We start from the raw sequence: 20515 nt of genomic DNA, 5'->3' as shown, positions 1-20515 counted from the left end.
AAAGGCAGCGGTTAGTTACTACAGTCTTGCGACAGTTCCATTGCTCGCTTGTAAACATCACGTGCGGCTAGGCCTTTCGATTCCAAGTCCGACAAGTAGTTTTCGATCACTTTGTCGAAGATTGGTTGCCAGGTTGTTTGGTTGTTTGATGCATCAATACGGTTGATTGTGTGACCCGCTGCTTTCGCTTCTTCAAAGCCTTTGTTATCAAGATCATCAAATACTTGTGCCGCAATGTTCGACCAAGCGGCACCTGAGTTTTTGTCGATAACCGCTTTAAGCTCATCATCAAGAGAGTTGTAGACATCGCTATTCATCGTCACGATGAAGGCTAGCGAGTACAACCCACCCACTTCAGTGTGGTTTTCTGCCAGCTCGTTAATTCTGAAGCTCTTCACGCCTTCCCAAGGTAGAGCAACACCATCAATCACACCACGTTGAAGCGATTGATAAGATTGCGGCGCAGGCATACCGACAGGTAGTGCACCAAGCTCTTCTAGTAAGCCACCGATGACGGCAGTTGGACGACGAATGCGAAGGCCTTCTAAGTCGCTAGGCTGCTCAATATTTTTTCCTTTTACGTGCAGTAAGCCCGCACCGTGGGTAAATAGGAACAGTGGTTTTGAATCCTTGTATTCATTTGCAAACGCACCTTCTTCGTATAGCTTTTGAATCACACAAGAGCCTTGAGTTGCGTTTTGTACCACCCCTGGTAGCTCAACGATTTGAGTCAAAGGAAAGCGGTTTGCTGAGTAACCTTGCACTGTTGCTGTCATATCTAAGATACGGTGTTTAACGGCATCATATTGTGCTGGTGGCTTGGCTAGAGTAGAAGACGGATATAACTCTACGTTGATACGGCCATTAGAATCGGCTTCAACGGTGTCAGCCCACTTTTGATAAATCTCTTTATGAATATCAGATACTGAAGGCCAAAAGTGTCCGAATCGCAATGTAACATCTGCGGCGAAAGCAGGTGAAGCTAGCAGAAGTGATGACAATGCAGTGGCAGCAGTCTTTTTAATAATCGTATTCATACTTAAACGTCCAATTGTTAGTAGAGTGTTTTCGTAAAGCGCTCTTTTAGTCAGGCTATTCTTTTTCTTGGGGCTGAATAAAATCGTCAACTTTTACCCGTCAGAGGTTTTTACCTTATGTAAGATGTTAAGGTTAAGTTAACACTTGATTCGCCATGACGTTAGTTAGAAAAAGGAAAAGGCTATTCAAATTTTGAAATTCTGTGACTTTAATTAGAGGGAATTTTCGGGCTAGAAATTAAAAGTTATAGGGGTTAGATGATTGATATAATTCATGTTTCATAGTCATGTTTTAGGTATTAACTCCTGATTATTGGTTATGTTAATACATGAAAAATGCTTGAGTCAGAAAGTAACTATAATTTGTGTTACATAGGTGTTTCTTAGGAGTGTGATATGTGTGGCAGGTTAAATGTGATCAACGAACCGCTTTGTCGAATTGTTTCCGAGCAGCTAGGTATCAGTTTTAAAACGGAGACCAATAAAGACCTAAGACCGACACAGATTGTTTCTACGGTTGGCGCTGTACACGGAGAACTTCAACAGCTCGATTTACCTTGGGGAATACAACCCGACTGGGCGAATAACCTGATCATAAATGCCAAAGCTGAAACGGTGGCGGTCAAGGCCACATTTGCTCATGCATTCGAGTTTAACCGAGTGGTGGTTCCGTGTTCAGGTTGGTATGAGTGGCAAGAAGAGAATGGGAAAAAGGTCAAATATCTGTTCAGCCCAGGCGAGAGTGATGTTTTATACATGGCTGGCATCGCCTTGAATGAGGCTAAAGATCTGGTCACATTAACAACAGAGCCAAATAAACAATGCAGCGAATTTCATCACCGCATGCCTTTGTTAATTCCTAATAATGAAGTCTTGAACTGGATAAGCGGAGAAGGCAAAAGCGTATATAAGCTGTTAGATAATCAATTTAATGAAACGTTGACGATCAAAAATGCAGACTAGTTTTGTTTAAAAGGTGATGCCAAACGCTTGGCATTTACCGTTGTTGAATTTAATAAAATTGACTTGTTGTGCTGTTGGTTATTCCAAGCGCGATGATTTAATGATCTTTGAAGTAAACCCCGACCCTTCTACGCCATTAAAGCCAAATACGCCAAAATATGTGCTGGCAAAGTCTCATCTGGCAAAAAGAATCTCAGAATATATGCAGTGACTTTCATCGTTGTCTAATATCAAAGGATGAAAATAATGACTTAAATATATGGAAGCCGGGGCTTAGTTGATGCGAGCACAGATTCAGTCTTTGACAAAGAATAAGAACTTCAACGAATTACTTTTTTCTTCAATCTTTATTAACCTGCTGTCTCTTGCGTTGCCTTTCAGCATGCTGCAAATCTACGACAGGATCTTACCGAATGAAGCGTATGGTACAGCAAATGTGTTGTTGTTGGGTGTTGCGGTTGCGATTCTTCTCGAGGTGATATTGCGCTATGTCAGAAGTTGGTTTCTTGCTTCTGCGGCTGCCAACTACGAGTTTGATGTCACTGCAAAACTGATAACGCGATTGCTAAAAGCCGATTACCAATATTTGCAGTCGTTGGGTTCTGGAAAAATATTAAGCGGCCTAAAAAGTGTCTCTAGCGTGCGTGATCTCTATTCAGGGCAGGCTGCGATAGCCTTTATGGATATTCCCTTCACCTTAATATTTTTGGCGCTTATTGCTTATATCGGCGGCTGGGTGGTTCTGGTTCCTGTCGTGGTGTGGTGTATCGCAGGGTTATGGGTTTGGCGAGTAAGTAACAAGTTATTGGAGGTAACTCAGGAACTCGCAGTCACAGAAAGTGAACGCACGCGCATTCTCGTTTTGGTCCTGTCAGGCGTGGCAACGGTAAAAGCGCTCGCGTTAGAAGCACGCATGACATACCGATATAAAGACGTTAACCACGAGAATCTGAAAAAACAAAACGAGGTTGACTGGCAAGCGGCGAAACTTCAAGAGCTAATTCAAGGTGCCTCGTTAGGCACAACGTTAGCGCTTGTTATTGTCGGGTGTTTGGCGGTATTGGATGGCCAAATGACCACCGGTGGTTTGGCGGCATGCTCGATCTTGGCTGGGAGATCGGTCGCACCACTCAGTGCTTTGGGTAGTCTGCGAGCTAAATTAGTGACGGCACGCGCAGCCAGTCAGGACATTGAAGATTTAATCAATGCACCTCAAGAGCAATTTACCGCGCAAACCGTATATCAGAGCAAACTGCCATCGGGGCCAATATCATTTACTAACGTAAGTGTGAGTAAAGTTGGCGCGTCACTTTCCGACATTAACTTGAATATCCCTTCAGGCTCCATCACCGTTGTTAATTCTAACCCCATGAGCTATGCCAGTTTGTTGTTAAGCTCACTGGGCGCTTACCATCAGCCAGAGCAAGGAACTATAGCGATCGCAGGTGTACCACTTTACGAGCACGATGAGTTCGAATTTCGTCAGTCAGTTAGTTATGTCGCGCCATGGGGAACGCTGTTTCATGGGACCGTGTTGGAAAACATGACTTTCTTTCGTCATGAAAGTGAACCTTATGCGATGGAGTTGGCCGATCGGTTGGGACTGTCTGACACTATCAGCCAACTTCCTTACGGCTTTCAAACGCCAGTAGGGCGGCATGATAACGCTAGCCTGAATAAAGGGGCGATTAAGCTTATTTCTTTGATTCGGGCACTGTCTCAGAAGCCTTCTATTCTCTTACTGGATGAACCCATGGTATCGATTGATGCTGATTCACAGTCAAGATTGTTGTCATTACTCAATGAAAAGCGAGGAGACATGACGATCATCATTGCGTCCTATTTTGACGAAGTGATAGCGCTCAGCGACAGTCAAATTAGTCTATCGATTGAAGGTCGGTTGTCGTCAAAGCAAGTTACGGGAGAGAGCTAATGTCGATAGAAGATCGTTCAATAATCGGAATGAAGCCGGTGATGGCAACGTTTTTTGATCAACTTGGACTGCACGCGCAAGCCAGGAGCATACAAAAAGGTCATGTGGCCAATGATCTTAGCTATTTAGATACCTACGTTTTATTCAAAAAGCACCAACTGGATGTCACCGTTCACTCTTGCATTGCGACAAAATTAAAAGACTCGGTTTATCCCTTTATTTGGGTAAATGACTCGGGCAGTGCTGAGATTGTTCGCTGGCGTCAAAATCAGTGGCAAAAGCTTGGAGAAAATAAGCAATGGCACAATCTGGATGGAGAGCCGGAAAGTGGCTTTGTGTTTATCGTTAATGCGTTACCGATGGAAGGAAACAAAACTCAGCGTTTTCTGTCTCATTTTCGTAAGAAAGTGAAATGGTATCGTCCTATTTTCTGGTTAAGTCTTTTGTCTGGGATAACGGGTTTAGCCATTCCTCTATTTACTATGGCTGTTTATGATCGCGTTATCGGTGGTCATGCACCGCAGATTCTACCCAACATTGCTTTCGGTGCGGTGTTGGCATTGATCATTATGGTCGGCAGCCGATTTTTCCGTGCTCGATTGATCGCCGGGGTGAGTAATCGGTTTGCAAGAGATTTATCTGCGTTAACTTTTAACCGATTATTAAGCATGCCACTGGCGGTATTGAGCCGAGTAGGGTTGGCCAGTCACATTAGCCGTATTCGGAATTCAGAAAATGTGCGTAAGGTTATTTCTGGCCCTTCTGGATCAGGTCTGGTGGATTTGCCGTTCACGTTGATACCACTGCTAGCCATCACATTATTGAGTGGTTGGTTAGTGCTTGTTCCTATCGCGATGTTGATGATTTTCTATTTTATTTTAAAAGGGTTAGAGCGGTATGTAAAAGCAGCCTCGCCAACGATTAGCAGTGATTATCAAGGTAGCTTCAACGAAATATCACAGTGTATTCTTAATCTGAAAATAGCGGGCGAATCCCAAGGTTGGTATCAGCATTTCATGCGTAGAGCCAAAGAGAACAGCCAGCAAAACTTTCTCTACTCTAAACGTAACGGATTAAATAGCGCCGTAGCGCATGGGATGGGGCTGACTACCGTATTGGTATCTGTATTTACGGGTATTTTTCTGGTGTTGAATCAGCAGATGTCGCCAGGTGCTTTGATCGCGACCACTATGCTGATTTGGCGTGTTACCGGACCTGCTCAGTTGGCGTTTGCCTCGCGCCAGAAGTTTGCCATGGTCAAAGGCACTATCGCACAGTTTGATCGTTTGATGGAGGTTCCAACAGAGTTTCATTCGTTGAGGCTTGAGTCTCCGGAAACACATCAGCCTCCTTCGGTTTCATTTAAGCATGTGACTTTGCGATACGGTGCGGAAAGTGAACCTGCGTTGTCAGGGGTAACATTCGATGTAGAACCTGGTGAGCTGGTGGCTGTCATCGGCCCGAATGGTTGCGGTAAAACTTCTCTCTTACTATCGGCACTCGGTGTTCTGGAAGGTCAGGTGGGTTATGTGTCTATCAACGGCAAAAACACCAAACAGTATGACCCAGAAGCGCTTCGTCGTTGGGCAGCCTATAGTCCAACTCACGCAGATATTATCCCCGGTTCATTAGCCCAAAACCTCAGGGTCGCGAATCCAGACGCATCTGATGATGAAATTCGAGAAGCCTTACATGCCGCAGGGGCGACCTCGCTCTTGCAAGCTATCGGAGATGATATTGATACCGAGATATTCCATCGTGGTGAAAATGTCTTTTCTGCGGTTGAAAGCTCCTACGTCGGGCTTGCCGTCGCACTGCTGAAAAATTCACCTTTTTTAGTGTTGGATGAACCTATTGCCAATCGAAACCCGTATGCAAAAAGAGCGTTTAAACAGACATTGATGAAGCGTCGAGGACACGCAACAATTTTGTTTAGCAGTCATGACAAAGAACTGATCGAACTCGCAGACAAAGTGATCATTTTAGACAAAGGCAGTTTGGTGTATTGCGGACCAATTATTAAGCAAGCTGAACCGTCACAACAATCAGAACAGGTAACTGCAGGGGTAGCACAGCATGGATGATAAGCAACTGTCGAATCGTTACTTACCAGAACATGAATTTACAGAAGCCATCGAAGCGCCAATGGAAAAACGCCTGATTAAACAGGTGATGTGGTTTGTTGTTGGTTCGGTATTTTTAGTCTTGCTTTGGTCAGTGTTTGCCGACATAGAAGAAATCGCCAAGGCAAAAGGACAAGTTGTTCCTTTGGGTCACAAGCAGGTCATTCAAAGCCAGTCAGGAGGAACATTGGCATCGGTTTTAGTTACTGAAGGCGACTTGGTCAGCAAGGGCGATGTGATCGCGAGTTTTGTGTCGGTCGACAGCCAAGCAGTAGAAGAAGAGCTACTCGGTCAACAAGCTAACCTTCAGTTACGAATCGAACGGTACAACGCTTTTATCGAAGGGCGACCAGCGGATTTTTCCTCTTATGAATTGACGTACCCTGCATTAGTCGAGCAACACCAGAAAAGTCTGGCGAGGATGAACAAAGAGCGTGAAGCGATTATGCAGTTATCTGAGTCCGAGATTGCGAAATCGAACGCAGAACTGTCGAGCATCGATTTGGAAATCCCTCCGCTTCAAGACCAGATCAACTCATCCCGTGAATCATTGCGTTTAATGAACTCACCGAGAGGCGTTCAGGCTGTATCGAAATTGACCATCTCGGAAACCCAGCAGAAATTGGATGCATATTTACGTGAGTTAAAAAGTCTCGAAGGCAGGAGAACGGTGCTGGAGAGGAACATTGATAACCAGCGCCGTCAATTTGAGCAACGGGAAGCGACGCTGTTTAAAGAAGTGGGTGAAAAGCGTGCAGATGCGCATTCGGAGTTAATTGGTGTGACTGCGAGATTGAAATCTTCCGATCTGCAAATCCAGCAAGATACGGTGATGTCTCCGGTTGATGGCATTATTCAGTCGATACCCAATACGTCATCTGGGAGTGTAATCCAGCCGGGAGGCACAGTAGCCGTGGTGGTGCCGACGACTCCAACTGCCTTACTGGAAGCTAAGTTGTCACCTCGAGATATTGGCTTTGTGACGGTAGGGCAACCAGCCAAAATCAAAATCGATGCGTTTGACTACAGCCGCTATGGCGCCATAGATGGGGTTGTTGAACGGATTTCGCCGACCACTGACGCCGATGAAAAAGGTGGGGTTTACTACAAAGTCCGGATTGCGATTGAGAAGCCATACTTTGGCGCAGAGCCAGGCAAGCTAAACTTATTACCAGGTATGACTGGCGAAGCTGACATCGTCACCGGAGAAAAAACCATCTTCCAATATTTATGGAAGCCCGTATTTACCAACATGAGAGAAGCTTTTGGCGAACGCTAATAGAGGTGAGTTATGAGTAAGGACAACAAAACACCCCCTTCGCAAGACACCAAATCGGAGTCTAAGAGCGAAGAGCAGAAAAAGCGTGAAGCCAAAGCGAAAAAGAGAGCTCAGGAACAAGACAGTCAAGTAGCTAAACTTCGCGCTAAAGAGTTTCGTCGTTCTGGCTCAGAGCGTGGTTTCAATAAAGATTTGGTTGCAGATAAATCATGGCATACCGCGAGTGGTTTAGCTCATACGGAGCATCAGCAAGGAGAAGGGGACAAAGAGTCAGAAGTCCTTCCAGTCTCTGACACTGAGCCTTCTCAAACTTCAGTGTCACCCTCTGAAAAGATGGCGAAAACTCGCGCCGAAGTGAGCGATGATACGGGTGAGAATGAGAAACCCCAAAGCACACAAGATCACCGAGGTGGCCATCATTTGGTGGCAGCCTCTTCTCATACTGATTCGGGTACCTACACGCCATTGTCAAATATATCGGGTGTGTCCAAAATAATTGCTCCTGCTCTTTTACCCGTGTTTAAACATTTAGCAGAGCACCATACGAATGATATTGACGCACTCTCACACCCCACAACCACCACTTCTTCGCAAAATCATTCGGAACAACTCGAAAGTACTTCTCATCCTTTACACATAGTCTCTTCGATGCGCCACGCTGTGGTAAAAGAAGACACCAGTCAGGATCAAGTTGCTGGACAATTAACAACAAGTGGTGATGGTAGTCAGTCTGTTATCTGGTCAGTGGAAAACAAGGGTGGCCATTATGGTGAATTAACTCTGGATAGCCACAGTGGAGAGTGGGTGTATCACCTTGATAACCAATTGGCTTCAACCAATGCGCTTGCAGAAGGTGAGCATAAGACGGAACAGTTTGTTGTTGTCGCAACAGATAACCATGGCAAAACACTTTCAACGGTAATTAGCGTCGAAGTAGATGGCAGTAATGACCGACCAGTGATCTCTGGGGTTCATAGTGGCAGCGTAAATGAGCATGGCGTGATAGATGAAGCGGTCGGTCAATTGATAGCCGTTGATCCTGACCATGGTGACAGTGTGACGTGGTGTGTCGTTCAACCAAAGGGCAGCTTCGGTGAACTGTATATTGATGCAAGTAGTGGTGAATGGCGTTATCAGCTTGATAATAAGGCTCCTTCAACAGCGGCGCTTACTGATAGGCAAGTAGCGACAGAAACCTTTTTAGTCACGGCGACAGACTCTTCCGGTGTACCAGTGGAGCAAACAGTGACGATATCGGTACATGGAACGAATCAGAGTGCGACAGTATCAGGTATTTTTACCGGCTCGGTTACAGAAGATCTTGTATCACCTTCCGGACATTTAGAGGCTCAGGGGCAGTTGTCTGTTATCGATCCTGACTCTGGTGAGAATGCATTTACCCCTGAAATACTAACGGGTAAGTATGGTCAAATTGATATTGATGCTCACGGACATTGGGTTTATACCGCTGATAATAACAACGCCACGATACAAAGTTTAAAGGGTGGAGAACAGCTCAAAGAAGTTTTATACGTCCATACGATTGATGGAACTTCACAAGCTATTTCCATCACGGTGTCTGGAACCAATGACAAAGCGGTGATCAGTGGCGTAACGACTGGCACACTGAAAGAAGATGTTATCACTGACTATCAAGGTAAATTAGATGTTATTGATACAGATGCCGGGCAATCTGGGTTTGTCGAGCAGCCAAACACACAAGGCCAGTACGGTGTATTCAATATTGATAGTGATGGTTTGTGGCATTACGTGCTCAATAATCAAGATTCGAAAGTTCAGGGATTGAACGAAGGCCAACAGTTAACAGAAACCTTTACGGTTAAAACGTTGGATGGAACTAGCCGCGAAATACAGGTTAATATTCAAGGCACTGACGAAGCTTCAGCAGTGTCACACACCACTACGCAACAAGTCGGTGGAGGAAATCCAACGACCCAAGCACCAAACACGGTAACGCCAACATTCGCACACGGTTCCAATGTTCCTAATCAACCGGACAGTAACGTCAACCATGCTCCGATCATTTCCTCAACTTCTACTGTCGATGTAGATGAGGATGGCAAAACAGCTCAAGGACAAATTCACGCCAGTGATGCTGATACCGGAGACCAATTGCATTTCTCAGCCGGACAAGTGGATGGCTTTATCCTCAATGCGGATGGCAGTTGGTCATTCGACCCAAGCCACAGCGCGTATCAGCACCTGGCTCAGGGGCAAACTGAGACACTGACTATCCCCGTATCGGTCATCGATAATGCGGGCGCGACGGACATACAAAACCTAACAATCACTGTGACAGGGACCAATGATGGCGCAGTCATATCTGGTTCTGGAGCACAGCTGAAAGAAGACTCGGCGGTCTCAGCGTCGGGAGAGCTGGAAGCCAGTGGACAACTGACGATTCAGGATGTGGACAGCGGGGAAGCGGCGTTTACGCCGATCACGGATGTCGCCAGTGATTCGGGTTATGGTCATTTCTCACTCAGTGCCGACGGGCAGTGGCAGTATCACGCTGATAATAATCAGCCCGCTATCCAACAACTGGCGGCGGGTGAGCCATTAACAGACTCCATCACCGTCACCAGTGTCGATGGCACCCCGCACACCATCAGCGTGACGATTGAAGGGACGAATGACGCCCCAATCGTGGCGCACACCATCACCAGTCAGCAAGTTGATGAAGACAGCGCGTTCCAGTTCACGCTGCCAACTGACACCTTTGGCGATATTGACCATGGCGATACCTTGATGCTCTCCACCGGTAGCCTACCAACCTGGCTGCATTTTGATGCATCAACCGGAACGTTCAATGGCACACCAACCAACAGCGATGTGGGCAGTGTCCCGATTAGCGTGACTGCCACGGACTCGCAAGGGGCGAGTGTCACCACGCAATTTAACCTCACCGTCAATAACACCAACGATGCACCGGTGATGACCCCGATCGCGTCTGTTTCTGTCGACGAGGACGGCCAGAAAGCGTCCGGTCAACTTATCGCGACTGACCCGGATGGGGGCGATACGCTGATCTATTCGATTGCCAGTCCGGTGTCCGGTCTGACGTTCAATGCAGATGGGAGCTGGGTGTTTGACCCAACGGATGCGGCCTATCAATCGTTGCCAGCAGGGCAAAGTCAGACGCTGACTATTCCGGTCACGGTGACAGATACGGCAGGCGCGACGGATGTTCAGGACTTGGTCATTATCGTGAATGGTACCAATGATGGCGCAGTCATATCTGGCGCTGGAGCGCAGCTGAAAGAAGACACGGCGGTCTCAGCGTCGGGTGAGCTGCAAGCCAGTGGACAATTGACAGCTCAGGATGTGGATAGCGGTGAAGCCGCGTTCACACCGATCACGGATGTCACCAGTGATTTAGGTTATGGTCATTTCTCACTCAGTGCTGACGGGCAGTGGCAGTATCACGCTGATAATAATCAGCCCGCGATCCAACAATTGGCAGCGGGTGAGCCATTAACGGATTCCATCACCGTCACCAGTGTGGATGGCACCCCGCACACCATCAGAGTGACGATTGAAGGGACGAATGACGCCCCAATCGTGGCGCACTCTATGGCTAGCCAGCAAGTCGATGAAGACAGCGCGTTCAGTTTTACTGTGCCATCAGATACGTTCAACGATATCGACATTGGCGACACGATGACACTGTCAACTGGCACATTACCAACCTGGCTGCACTTTGATGCGGCGACAGGCACTTTTAGCGGTACGCCAACCAACAGCGATGTGGGCAGCACGCACGTCACGGTGACGGCGACAGACGATCACGGTGCTCAGGTGTCGACCACCTTTGATTTAACTGTCAACAATGTCAATGACGCGCCAACCCTAACCCCGATAGCGTCTGTTTCTGTCGATGAAGACGGCCAGCAAGCGTCTGGTCAACTCATTGCTACCGATCCGGACGTGGCCGATACGCTGAGCTATTCGATTGCCAATCCGGTGTCCGGTCTGACGTTCAACCCGGATGGCAGCTGGGTGTTTGATCCAACGGATGCGGCCTATCAATCGTTGCCAGCAGGGCAAAGTCAGACATTGACCATCCCGGTTACAGTGACAGATACGGCAGGCGCGACGGATGTTCAGAACTTAGTCATTACCGTGAATGGCACCAACGATGGCGCCGTCATATCTGGCGTTGGAGCGCAGCTAAAAGAAGACTCTGCGGTCTCAGCGTCGGGTGATCTGGAAGCGAACGGGCGGTTAACGGTTCAGGACGTGGATAGCGGTGAGGCTTCATTCACGCCGATCACGGATGTCACCAGTGATTCGGGTTATGGTCATTTCTCACTTAGTGCTGACGGGCAGTGGCAGTATCACGCTGATAATAATCAGCCCGCTATCCAACAACTGGCGGCGGGTGAGCCATTAACAGATTCCATCACTGTTACCAGTGTCGATGGTACCCCGCATACCATCAGCGTGACGATTGCGGGGACGAATGACGCCCCAATCGTGGCACACAGCGTAGTAAATCAGCAAATAGATGAAGACAGCGCGTTACAGTTCACGCTGCCAAGTGACTCCTTTGGTGATATTGACCATGGTGACACATTGACCCTCTCCACCGGTAGCCTACCGACGTGGCTGCATTTTGATGCGTCGACAGGTACCTTTAGCGGTACGCCAACCAACAGCGATGTGGGCAGCGTCCCGATTAGCGTGACTGCCACGGACTCGCAAGGGGCGAGTGTCACCACGCAATTTAACCTCACCGTCAATAACACCAACGATGCACCGGTGATGACCCCGATAGCGTCGGTGTCTGTCGACGAGGACGGCCAGAAAGCGTCCGGCCAACTTATTGCTACTGACCCGGATGCAGGCGATACGCTGAGCTATTCAATTGCCAATCCGGTCTCTGGTCTGACGTTCAATCCTGACGGTAGCTGGGTGTTTGATCCAACGGATGCAGCCTATCAATCGTTGCCAGCAGGGCAAAGTCAGACGCTGACTATTCCGGTCACGGTGACGGATTCGGCTGGTGCGACCGATGTTCAGGACTTGGTCATTACCGTGAATGGTACCAATGATGGCGCAGTCATATCTGGCGCTGGAGCTCAACTGAAAGAAGACTCCGCAGTCTCAGCGTCGGGTGAGCTGGAAGCGAACGGGCAGTTAACGGTTCAGGATGTGGATAGCGGTGAGGCTTCATTCACGCCGATCACGGATGTCACCAGTGATTCGGGTTATGGTCATTTCTCACTTAGTGCTGACGGGCAGTGGCAGTATCACGCTGATAATAATCAGCCCGCTATCCAACAACTGGCAGCGGGTGAGCCATTAACAGACTCCATCACTGTCACCAGTGTCGATGGCACTACGCACACCATCAGCGTGACAATTGAAGGGACGAACGACACCCCAATCGTGGCGCACTCTATCGCTAGCCAGCAAGTTGATGAAGACAGCGCTTTACAGTTCACGCTGCCAACTGACACCTTTGGTGATATTGACCATGGCGATACCTTGACGCTCTCCACAGGTAGCTTACCGACGTGGCTGCATTTTGATGCATCCACCGGAACTTTTAGCGGCACGCCAACCAACAGTGATGTGGGCAGTGTGCCGATTAGCGTGACTGGCACGGACTCGCAAGGGGCGAGAGTCACTACGCAATTTAACCTCACCGTCAATAACACCAACGATGTTCCGGTGATGACTCCGATAGCGTCGGTTTCTGTCGATGAAGACGGCCAGAAAGCGTCCGGTCAACTCATCGCTACCGACCCGGATGTCGGCGATACGCTGAGCTATTCGATTGCCAGTCCGGTGTCCGGTCTGACGTTCAATCCTGACGGTAGCTGGGTGTTTGATCCAACGGATGCGGCCTATCAATCGTTGCCAGCAGGGCAAAGTCAGACACTGACCATTCCGATTACGGTGACGGATGCGGCAGGTGCGACCGATGTTCAGGACTTGGTCATTACCGTGAATGGTACCAATGATGGCGCAGTCATATCTGGCGCTGGAGCGCAGCTGAAAGAAGACTCGGCGGTCTCAGCGTCGGGAGAGCTGGAAGCGAACGGGCAGTTAACGGTTCAGGATGTAGACAGCGGTGAAGCCGCATTCACGCCGATCACGGATGTCACCAGTGACTCGGGTTATGGTCATTTCTCACTCAGTGCCGACGGGCAGTGGCAGTACCACGCTGATAATAATCAGCCCGCTATCCAACAACTGGCAGCGGGTGAGCCATTAACAGACTCCATCACTGTCACCAGTGTGGATGGCACCCCGCATACCATCAGCGTGACGATAGAGGGGACGAACGACGCCCCAATCGTGGCGCACAGCGTAGTAAATCAGCAAATAGATGAAGACAGCGCGTTACAGTTCACGCTGCCAACTGACACCTTTGGTGATATTGACCATGGCGATACCTTGACTCTCTCTACCGGTAGCCTACCAACCTGGCTGCACTTTGATGCGGCGACAGGCACTTTTAGCGGTACGCCAACCAACAGCGATGTGGGCAGCGTCCCGATTAGCGTGACTGCCACGGACTCGCAAGGGGCGAGTGTCACCACGCAATTTAACCTCACCGTCAATAACACCAACGATGCACCGGTGATGACCCCGATAGCGTCGGTTTCTGTCGATGAAGACGGCCAGAAAGTGTCCGGTCAACTTATCGCCACTGACCCGGATGTGGGCGATACATTGAGCTATTCAATTGCCAATCCGGTATCCGGCCTGACGTTCAATCCTGACGGTAGCTGGGTGTTTGATCCAACGGATGCCGCCTATCAATCGTTGCCAGCAGGACAAAGCCAGACTCTTACTATCCCTGTCACGGTGATGGATACGGCTGGTGCGACCGATGTTCAGAACTTAGTCATTACCGTGAATGGCACCAATGATGGCGCAGTCATATCTGGTGCTGGAGCGCAGCTGAAAGAAGACTCGGCGGCCTCAGCATCGGGTGAGTTGCAAGCCAGTGGGCAACTGACGGTTCAGGATGTAGACAGCGGTGAAGCCTCATTCACGCCGATCACCGATATCACCAGTGATTCGGGTTATGGTCATTTCTCACTCAGTGCCGACGGGCAGTGGCAGTATCACGCTGATAATAATCAGCCCGCTATCCAACAACTGGCGGCGGGTGAGCCATTAAAGGATTCCATCACCGTCACCAGTGTGGACGGGACCACGCACACTATCAGCGTGATGATAGAGGGGACGAATGACGCCCCAATCGTGGCGCACAGCGTAGTAAATCATCAAATCAATGAAGATAGCGCGTTCAGTTTTACTGTGCCATCAGATACGTTCAACGATATCGACATTGGCGATACGCTGACCCTGTCCACCGGTAGCCTACCGATGTGGCTGCATTTTGATGCCTCGACGGGCACTTTCAGCGGCACGCCAACCAACAGCGATGTGGGCAGTACGCTAGTCACGGTGACGGCGACAGACAATCACGGTGCTCAGGTGTCGACTACCTTTGATTTGACCGTCAACAATGTCAATGATGCGCCAACGCTGACCCCGATAGCGTCGGTTTCTGTCGACGAGGACGGCCAGAAAGGGTCTGGTCAACTAATCGCTACCGATCCGGATGTGGGCGATACGCTGAGCTATTCGATTGCCAATCCGGTGTCCGGTCTGACGTTCAATCCTGACGGTAGCTGGGTGTTTGACCCAACGGATGCAGCCTATCAATCGTTGCCAGCAGGGCAAAGTCAGACTCTTACTATCCCTGTCACGGTGACGGACGCCGCAGGCGCAACAGATGTGCAGAATTTAGTCATTACCGTGAATGGTACCAATGATGGCGCAGTCATATCTGGCGCTGGAGCGCAGCTGAAAGAAGACTCGGCGGTCTCAGCGTCGGGAGAGCTGGAAGCTAACGGGCAGTTAACGGTTCAGGATGTAGACAGCGGTGAAGCCGCATTCACGCCGATCACGGATGTCACCAGTGACTCGGGTTATGGTCATTTCTCACTCAGTGCCGACGGGCAGTGGCAGTATCATGCTGATAATAATCAGCCCGCTATCCAACAATTGGCGGCGGGTGAGCCATTAACGGATTCCATCATCGTCACCAGTGTCGATGGCACTACGCACACCATCAGCGTGACGATAGAGGGGACGAACGATGCTCCAATCGTGACGCACTCCATCGCTAGCCAGCAAGTCGATGAAGACAACGCTTTACCGTTTACTTTGCCAAGCGACACCTTCGGCGATATTGACCATGGCGATACCTTGACTCTCTCTACCGGTAGCCTACCAACCTGGCTGCACTTTGATGCGGCGACAGGCACTTTTAGCGGTACGCCAACCAACAGCGATGTGGGCAGTGTGCCGATTAGCGTGACTGCCACGGACTCGCAAGGGGCGAGTGTCACTACGCAATTTAACCTCACCGTCAATAACACCAACGATACACCGGTGATGACCCAGATAGCGTCGGTTTCTGTTGACGAAGACGGTCAGCAGGCGTCCGGTCAACTCATCGCTACCGACCCGGATGTCGGCGATACGCTGAGCTATTCGATTGCCAGTCCGGTGTCCGGTCTGACGTTCAATCCTGACGGTAGCTGGGTGTTTGATCCAACGGATGCAGCCTATCAATCGTTGCCAGCAGGACAAAACCAGACTCTTACTATCCCTGTCACGGTGACGGATGCGGCGGGTGCGACCGATGTTCAGGACTTAATCATTACTGTGAATGGCACCAATGATGGCGCAGTCATATCTGGCGCTGGAGCGCAGCTGAAAGAAGACTCGACGGTCTCAGCATCGGGTGAGTTGCAAGCCAGTGGGCAACTGACGGTTCAGGATGTAGACAGCGGTGAAGCCGCATTCACGCCGATCACGGATGTCACCAGTGACTCGGGTTATGGTCATTTCTCACTCAGTGCCAACGGGCAGTGGCAGTATCACGCTGATAATAATCAGCCCGCTATCCAACAACTGGCGGCGGGTGAGCCATTAACAGACTCCATCACTGTCACCAGTGTCGATGGCACCCCGCACACCATCAGCGTGACGATTGAAGGGACGAACGACGCCCCAATCGTGGCGCACACCATTACCAGTCAGCAAGTTGATGAAGACAGCGCGTTACAGTTCACGCTGCCAAGTGACACCTTTGGTGATATTGACCATGGCGATACCTTGACACTCTCCACCGGTAGGTTACCAACCTGGCTGCACTTTGATGCCTCGACGGGCACCTTCAGTGGCAGACCAACCAACAGCGATGTGGGCAGCACGCCAGTCACGGTGACGGCGACAGACGATCACGGCGCTCAGGTGTCGACCACCTTTGATTTAACCGTCAACAATGTCAATGATGCGCCAACGCTGACCCCGATAGCGTCGGTGTCTGTCGACGAGGACGGCCAGCAAGCGTCCGGTCAACTCATTGCTACCGATCCGGATGTGGGTGATACGCTGAGCTATTCAATTGCCAATCCAGTATCCGGACTGACGTTCAATGCAGATGGGAGCTGGGTGTTTGATCCAACGGATGCGGCCTATCAATCGTTGCCAGCAGGGCAAAGTCAGACACTGACCATTCCGATTACGGTGACAGACGCCGCAGGTGCGACCGATGTTCAGAACTTAGTCATTACCGTGAATGGCACCAACGATGGCGCCGTCATATCTGGTGCTGGAGCGCAGCTGAAAGAAGACTCGGCGGTCTCAGCGTCGGGAGAGCTGGAAGCGAACGGGCAGTTAACGGTTCAGGATGTAGACAGCGGTGAAGCCGCATTCGCGCCGATCACGGATGTCACCAGTAATTCAGGTTATGGTCATTTCTCACTCAGTGTCGACGGGCAGTGGCAGTATCACGCTGATAATACTCAGCCCGCTATCCAACAACTGGAGGCGGGTGAGCCATTAACAGACTCCATCACTGTCACCAGTGTCGATGGCACCCCGTATACCATCAGAGTGACGATTGAAGGGACGAATGACGCCCCAATCGTGGCGCACTCTATCGCTAGCCAGCAAATCGATGAAGACAGCGCGTTGCAGTTCACACTGCCAACTGACACCTTTGGTGATATTGACCATGGCGATACCTTGACCCTATCTACCGTTAGCCTACCAACCTGGCTGCATTTTGATGCATCCACCGGAATTTTTAGCGGCACGCCAACCAACAGTGATGTGGGCAGAAATCAAGTCACGGTTACGGCGACAGACAGTCACGGTGCTCAGGTGTCGACCACCTTTGATTTAACCGTTAACAATGTCAATGATGCGCCAACGCTGACCCCGATAGCGTCGGTTTCTGTCGATGAAGACGGCCAGAAAGCGTCCGGCCAACTCATCGCTACCGACCCGGATGTGGGTGATACGCTGAGCTATTCGATTGCCAGTCCGGTATCTGGTCTGACGTTCAACCCTGACGGTAGCTGGGTGTTTGACCCAACGGATGCCGCCTATCAATCGTTGCCAGCAGGACAAAGTCAGACGCTGACCATTCCGGTCACTGTGACCGACAATGCGGGTGCTACTGATACACAAGATTTGACTATTATAGTGACTGGGACAAATGACGTCCCGACACTGACTGTTCATACGCAAGGTATGACTACGGGAACACTCGTCGAAAACGATGTAGACAGCTCAGATACTCATACGTTTGGCGTCAGCCAGCCTTCAGGTCTATTTGGGGACTTAGCACTAAACCCTCAGACTGGTGCATACGTGTATACACAGCATGCAACAGTCACGGGTATGACTTACCAAGCCTCCAGTCAGACATACAGCGGTCAAGATACGTTCGAAGTTCAAGTTTCAGATAACCACGGCGGTACGGAGACTAAATATCTTACCTTTGATGTTAGTGGTACGCTTTCTGCTCCAGTCGCAGGCACAACACAGCCAACGATTCAGACACAGGTACTCGCACCGCCAGTCCCAACCACAACGGTGGCGAACTCTCACGTTGTTACACCGTCACTGACTAATACAGTCACACTACAGCTTGACGTAACCAGCGATAGTGGCGTGTCTGATCAGGACCATATCACAAATGATGACACGCCAACCATTGTGGGTACTACCTCGATACCGTTCTCTGCAGTCACTATTTCTGAAAATGGTGTTGTAGTGGCTAATGCACTGTCAGATGGCAGTGGTCACTATCAGGTTACATTGCCACAGCTTCCTGAATCGACTCATCAGTTGGTCGCTTCAGCGGTTGATCCTTCGGGTAGTGGTACCGGACAGTCACGCGTTCTGGATATTGAAATCGACACAACGCCCCCTCCGGTATCCATCAAGCTTGATCCGATTACTTCAGATGATGTACTTAATCATAGTGAGCTGAGTAGTGTTGTCTCGGTCGGTGGTTCAGTTGGGAGTGAAGTCTCTCCCGGTTCTGTCGTGACATTAGATATTGGAGGCTCTAGCTACAATGCTGTGGTCGATACAAATCACAGTTTTGCCGTTGATGTTCCGGGAGGAGTATTAGGAGCAAATAGTGAAATTGTCGCCAGTGTCTCAGCAGAAGATATTGCTGGCAATAAATCCACCGTAACGGATACGCATCAATATAGCGTTGATGATTCAGCTTCCATAGATATTGACCTTCTCAGTGGAGATAACATGTTGGATCCCACTGAACATCACGAGGATCTTATTGTTTCTGGCACAGTAAATGGTGTTGAAGATGGACAAATCGTTAACATATCATTGGGCGGACAAGACTATCATGCCACAGTTGTAAATCAGCAATGGAGTACGACAGTCGATGCGACAGATATTAGTGCTCTTCCCGGTGGATTGAATAGCGTGGTTGCAACCGTGGTTGATCAAGCTGGTAATTCTGCTTCCTCGACGAGTCCATTATTTATACCGGATACAACGAACCCTGTGCCTTCGATGTCATTCCTAACACCACCAACTCCAACAGGTGGGGGAGGAATCGGTTCCCATATATCGGGAGATTTAGTTGTCCCCCCATTGTTACAGCAGTTAATGCCAACTCAGCAAGGAGGAGGCTGGGCAATATCTGATGGTCAAGGCCATACGATGACAAGCCTAAAAGGCCAGTACGGAACACTGACGATAGACCCGGATACTGGACATGTCGAGTATATCTATAGTGACGCTCCAGTACCCGGCGATAAAACGGCAGGCGGTACACATTGGGCCGGGCAAACCTCTTCTGAAGAACATCATGACCTCTTCCAGATTGTGTATCATGATGTTCATGCTTCGAATGTGGACGTAAAGGTCAATTTAGATGTTACCTACGTGCATGGGCATAGTGGTCACAATCAGGAATCGACCCATCTGGTTGATATGACCGTGACCTCTGCATCCGGTGTTAGTCCTGCGCCCCCAGCATCTCAGCATGATGAGGTAGGGACAGATATCGAACCGGTGGCTGAATTTACCGTTTTGCTGTCGGATGATGTGACAGGAGCTGATTACACTAGTCAATCGGATAGTTCATTGCACAAGTCTTTACCAGCCGATGATCAAACACGTCCTGTCGATCATTATCTCAATATGGTTGGATTGTCACCGAGTGAAGTGGCCCCTGCAGCAGAAACTAAACTTGATCATTATCTGCACAGCAGTACTCAGTTAGTCGATGACTTATCTGATGTAAATCCAGTACCAAATCATGATGCCGACCTTTCCGACGCGTTAGTGCATGACCATGATAAAGATTTGGCGAAAGCCCATGATAAGGGGTTAGAAGAAACGCCAGATAATCATGATCATCATAGTGATGATGACCTGTTAAATTCAGGGCTCAATGACATGCACAATCAAATCTAGAAAGAATTCTGCTTGAAACTAAAAGAGCCGCGATATGCGGCTCTTTTGATATTTAATTCATCCATACTGCCTGTAATTAAAAGCACGGCGACTTGATACTTGAGAACCTAAAGACAGTGGCGGAATGGTAGTGGCTGCATTATGTGAGCTCTCCATGAGTTACCTCGTTTTACATTTCAATGTAAATAAATTGTTTGATTAAACTTTCTTGTGGATCACAAACTCTTGTTTTAAACGTCTTTAACTCTCGCCAACCAAATAGCATGGAACAATACTAAATCATAATTTAACTAATTGATATATATTAATTAAGTTTTTATTGATTGAATTATCACCTTACTTTTCTGAAAATTAATTACCCTGAGGTTAACAGTTT

6 protein-coding genes are annotated in these 20515 nt (G+C 49.1%); 5 read left to right on the top strand and 1 reads right to left on the bottom strand.

Annotated elements, in window-relative coordinates; genetic code table 11:
- Positions 1 to 11: 11 nt before the first annotated feature.
- The gene (locus DBX26_RS18320) at positions 12 to 1037 is read right to left on the bottom strand and encodes a TRAP transporter substrate-binding protein (RefSeq protein ID WP_118120424.1); all 1026 of its coding nucleotides are present in this window, start codon (positions 1035 to 1037) and stop codon (positions 12 to 14) included.
- Between the two features lie 396 nt (positions 1038 to 1433).
- Here DBX26_RS18320 and DBX26_RS18315 point away from each other — a divergent pair, with 396 nt between their 5' ends.
- From DBX26_RS18315 to DBX26_RS18290, 5 genes are all read left to right on the top strand, one after another.
- Positions 1434 to 2000 (top strand): SOS response-associated peptidase, encoded by a 567-nt coding sequence (locus DBX26_RS18315; protein WP_118120422.1) that lies wholly within the window; start codon positions 1434 to 1436, stop codon positions 1998 to 2000.
- Between the two features lie 280 nt (positions 2001 to 2280).
- Entirely contained in the window at positions 2281 to 3933 is a 1653-nt protein-coding gene (locus tag DBX26_RS18305; RefSeq protein ID WP_118120420.1) for an ABC transporter transmembrane domain-containing protein, read from the top strand.
- Positions 3933 to 6017: a peptidase domain-containing ABC transporter gene (locus DBX26_RS18300; RefSeq protein ID WP_118120418.1), complete on the top strand. Its 2085-nt coding sequence runs from the start codon at positions 3933 to 3935 to the stop codon at positions 6015 to 6017. The genes DBX26_RS18305 and DBX26_RS18300 overlap by 1 nt, the downstream gene beginning before the upstream one ends.
- Positions 6010 to 7335, top strand: a complete 1326-nt coding sequence (locus DBX26_RS18295) for an HlyD family type I secretion periplasmic adaptor subunit (protein ID WP_065300979.1) — start codon at positions 6010 to 6012, stop codon at positions 7333 to 7335. Before DBX26_RS18300 ends, DBX26_RS18295 begins: the two co-directional genes overlap by 8 nt.
- Positions 7336 to 7347: 12 nt before the next feature.
- Positions 7348 to 20139, top strand: coding sequence for a VCBS domain-containing protein (locus DBX26_RS18290; RefSeq protein WP_118120416.1), 12792 nt, complete (start codon positions 7348 to 7350; stop codon positions 20137 to 20139).
- Positions 20140 to 20515 lie beyond the last annotated feature (376 nt).

This window comes from Vibrio sp. dhg (genome assembly GCF_003443775.1).
Classification (GTDB): Bacteria; Pseudomonadota; Gammaproteobacteria; order Enterobacterales; family Vibrionaceae; genus Vibrio; species Vibrio natriegens.
The sequence above is the reverse complement of the archived record's forward strand: the minus strand, read 5'-3'. Positions and strand labels throughout refer to the sequence as shown.